Source organism: Streptomyces sp. NPDC088732, assembly GCF_044751205.1.
GTDB lineage: Bacteria > Actinomycetota > Actinomycetes > Streptomycetales > Streptomycetaceae > Actinacidiphila.
On the sequence record NZ_JBIVLI010000061.1, the window covers coordinates 1 to 3,289 of the forward strand.

Below are 3,289 nucleotides of genomic sequence, written 5' to 3' on the forward strand. Positions count from 1 at the left end.
GCCAGCTCCTCGGCGTGCTTCTCGTCGTCCGTCCAGCGGGAGTTGCCGCCGTCGACCACCACGTCCCCGGGGGACAGCAGCTCGCCCAGCTCGTCGATGGTGGACTGGGTCGCGGCACCGGCCGGCACCATCACCCACACCACACGCGGCGCCGCCAGCTTGTCCACGAGCTCCCGCAGGCTGTGGACGTCGGCGAGGTCCGGGTTGCGGTCGTAGCCGACGACAGTGTGTCCGGCCTGGCGGATGCGGGTGCGCATGTTCCCGCCCATCTTGCCGAGACCGATCAGACCGAGTTCCATGTTCAGGCGTTCCTTCGCTGTTGGTGGGACGTGCGGCTCTTGCGGGCCCCGGCCGCGGGGGGCGTCGTGACCTCGGCACGCAGCGCGGCGGCGTACGCCTCGTCGGGGTCGAGGCGGCGGAGTTCCTCCGCGATCAGTTCCGCCGTGGTGCGGACCTTCAGGGCGAGCACGCGGGTGGGCTGCCCGGGGATGGACAGGGTGGCGACGGCCCCCTCGGGCCGGTCGACAACGATGTCACCGTGCTCGGTACGCAGCCGGACGGCCGTGACGACGGGCCCGGCGGTGGTGACCCGCTCGACGGGCACGCGCAGACGGTCGGCGAACCAGCCGGCCAGCAGCTCGGCGCTGGGGTTGTCGGCCTCGCTCTCGACGACCGCCGAGGTGACCCGGGTACGGGCCTGGTCGAGCGCGGCGGCCAGCATCGAGCGCCAGGGCGTCAGCCGGGTCCAGGCGAGATCGGTGTCGCCGGGCGCGTACGACCCGGCGCGCGCCGCCAGTTCCTCCAGCGGCCGCTCGACGGCGTACGCGTCGGTGATCCGGCGCTGGGCGAGCGCGCCCAGCGGGTCCCGCGCCGGGGCGGCGGGGGCGTCCACGGGCCACCAGACGACGACGGGGGCGTCCGGCAGCAGCAACGGCAGGACCACCGAGTCGGCGTGCTCGGCCACCTCCCCGAACAGGCGAAGCAGCACCGCCTCGCCGGAGCCGGCGTCCGAGCCGACGCGAACCTCCGCGTCGACGCGGGATGCGGTGCGCCGGTGGGTGCGGTCCGGTCGCCTGACGACGACGAGAACGCGGGAGGGGTGCTCCTGCGAGGCCTGCTCCGCGGCCTTCAGGGCGTCGTGCGCGTTCTCCTCGTCGGTCACGACGACCATGGTCAGGACCACGCCCACGGCAGGGGAGCCGATGGCGCGGCGGGCCCGTACCAGGGCCTTGTTGATACGGCTTGCCGTGGTGTCGGTGAGATCGATCCTCATGGCCTGCGCCAGCTCCGTCCGTCTCGTGCGAGCATCGTGTCGGCTTCCGCGGGGCCCCAGCTGCCCGCGGTGTACTGAGCGGGCCGGCCGTGCCGGTCCCAGTACCGTTCGACCGGGTCGAGGATCTTCCAGGACTCCTCGACCTCCTGGTGGCGCGGGAAGAGGTTCGCGTCGCCCAGCAGCACGTCGAGGATGAGGCGTTCGTAGGCCTCCGGGCTGGACTCGGTGAAGGACTCGCCGTAGGCGAAGTCCATCGTCACGTCGCGGATCTCCATCGAGGTGCCCGGCACCTTCGAGCCGAACCGCACGGTCACGCCCTCGTCCGGCTGGACCCGAATGACGATCGCGTTCTGGCCCAGCTCCTGGGTCGCCTTCGGGTCGAACGGGGAGTGCGGGGCGCGCTGGAAGACCACCGCGATCTCCGTGACCCGGCGCCCGAGCCGCTTGCCGGCCCGGAGGTAGAAGGGGACGCCCGCCCAGCGGCGGTTGTCGACCTCCAGCTTGATCGCGGCGTAGGTGTCGGTCTTGGACGCCGGGTCGATGCCGGTCTCCTCCAGGTAGCCGGGCACCTCCTCGCCGCCCTGCCAGCCGTGCGTGTACTGGCCGCGCACCGTGTGCCTGCCGAGGTCGTCCGGGAGCTTGACCGCCCGCAGGACCTTCAGCTTCTCCGTGAGGAGCGACTCGGCGTCGAAGGAGGCGGGCTCCTCCATGGCGGTCAGCGCCATCAGCTGGAGCAGGTGGTTCTGGATGACGTCGCGTGCGGCGCCGATGCCGTCGTAGTAGCCCGCGCGACCGCCGATGCCGATGTCCTCGGCCATGGTGATCTGCACGTGGTCGACGTAACTGCGGTTCCACACGGGCTCGAACATCGTGTTGGCGAAGCGCAGCGCCAGGATGTTCTGGACCGTCTCCTTGCCCAGGTAGTGGTCGATCCGGAACACCTGCTCCGGCGCGAACACCTCGTGGACCAGCTCGTTGAGCTGCTGTGCGCTCTCCAGGTCGCGGCCGAACGGCTTCTCGATGACCGCCCGCCGCCACGAGCCCTCGGGGGCGTCGGTGAGCCCGTGCTTCTTCAACTGCCGTACGACGGTGGGGAAGAACTTGGGCGGCACGGAGAGGTAGAAGGCGTAGTTGCCGCTCGTCCCGCGCGAGGCGTCCAGTTCGTCGACGGTGGTCCGCAGCTGCTTGAACGCGACGTCGTCGTCGAAGTCGCCCGGGATGAAGCGCATGCCCTCCGCGAGCTGCTGCCACACCTCCTCGCGGAACGGGGTACGGGCGTGCTCGCGCACGGAGTCGTGCACGACCTGGGCGAAGTCCTGGTCCTCCCAGTCGCGGCGGGCGAAGCCGAGGAGCGAGAAGCCCGGCGGCAGCAGGCCGCGGTTGGCGAGGTCGTAGACGGCCGGCATCAGCTTCTTGCGGGACAGGTCACCGGTCACGCCGAAGATCACCAGACCGGACGGTCCCGCGATGCGGGGCAGCCGGCGGTCACCGGGCGCCCGCAGGGGGTTGGACCACGGTATCTCGGGTGCGGTCTCGGCCTTGCTCATTCCGCGTCGGCTCCTTCGTTCAGTGCGGTGGCGATCGCTGCCAGCAGGTCGTCCCAGGCAGCCTCGAACTTGGTGACGCCCTCGTCCTCCAGTTGCCGGACGACCTCGTCGTAGGAGATCCCCAGCCGTCCGACCGCCGCGAGGTCCGCGCGGGCCGCGTCGTAGCGGCCGGTCACGGTGTCGCCCTCGATGCGGCCGTGGTCGGCGACGGCGTCCAGCGTGGCCTCCGGCATGGTGTTGACGACGCCGGGGGCGACCAGCTCGTCGACGTACATGGTGTCCGGGTAGGCCGGATCCTTCACACCGGTGGAGGCCCACAGCGGCCGCTGCTTGTGCGCGCCCGCGGCCGCGAGAGCGGCCCAGCGGTCCCCCGCGAAGACCTCCTCGTAGGCCTCGTACGCCAGGCGGGCGTTGGCGATGGCGGCCTTGCCCTTGAGGGCCTTGGCCTCGTCGGTGCCGATCTTCTCCA

The 3,289-nt window shown here is 71.5% G+C and carries 4 protein-coding genes; all 4 read right to left on the reverse strand.

Annotated features, from left to right (window positions below):
• Positions 1-299 (reverse strand): NAD(P)-binding domain-containing protein (locus tag ACIP9H_RS42215; protein WP_401964254.1); only part of this gene is annotated, 299 nt, incomplete at its 3' end.
• Positions 300-301: 2 nt separating this feature from the next.
• Entirely contained in the window at positions 302-1,273 is a 972-nt protein-coding gene (opcA, locus tag ACIP9H_RS42220; protein ID WP_401588883.1) for a glucose-6-phosphate dehydrogenase assembly protein OpcA, read from the reverse strand.
• Positions 1,270-2,820 carry a glucose-6-phosphate dehydrogenase gene (gene zwf / locus ACIP9H_RS42225; RefSeq protein WP_401588885.1) on the reverse strand — a complete coding sequence of 517 codons (1,551 nt, stop codon included), beginning with the start codon at positions 2,818-2,820 and terminating at the stop codon, positions 1,270-1,272. The genes opcA and zwf overlap by 4 nt, the downstream gene beginning before the upstream one ends.
• Positions 2,817-3,289 (reverse strand): transaldolase family protein (locus ACIP9H_RS42230; RefSeq protein ID WP_401964256.1); only part of this gene is annotated, 473 nt, incomplete at its 5' end. The genes ACIP9H_RS42230 and zwf, both read right to left, overlap by 4 nt.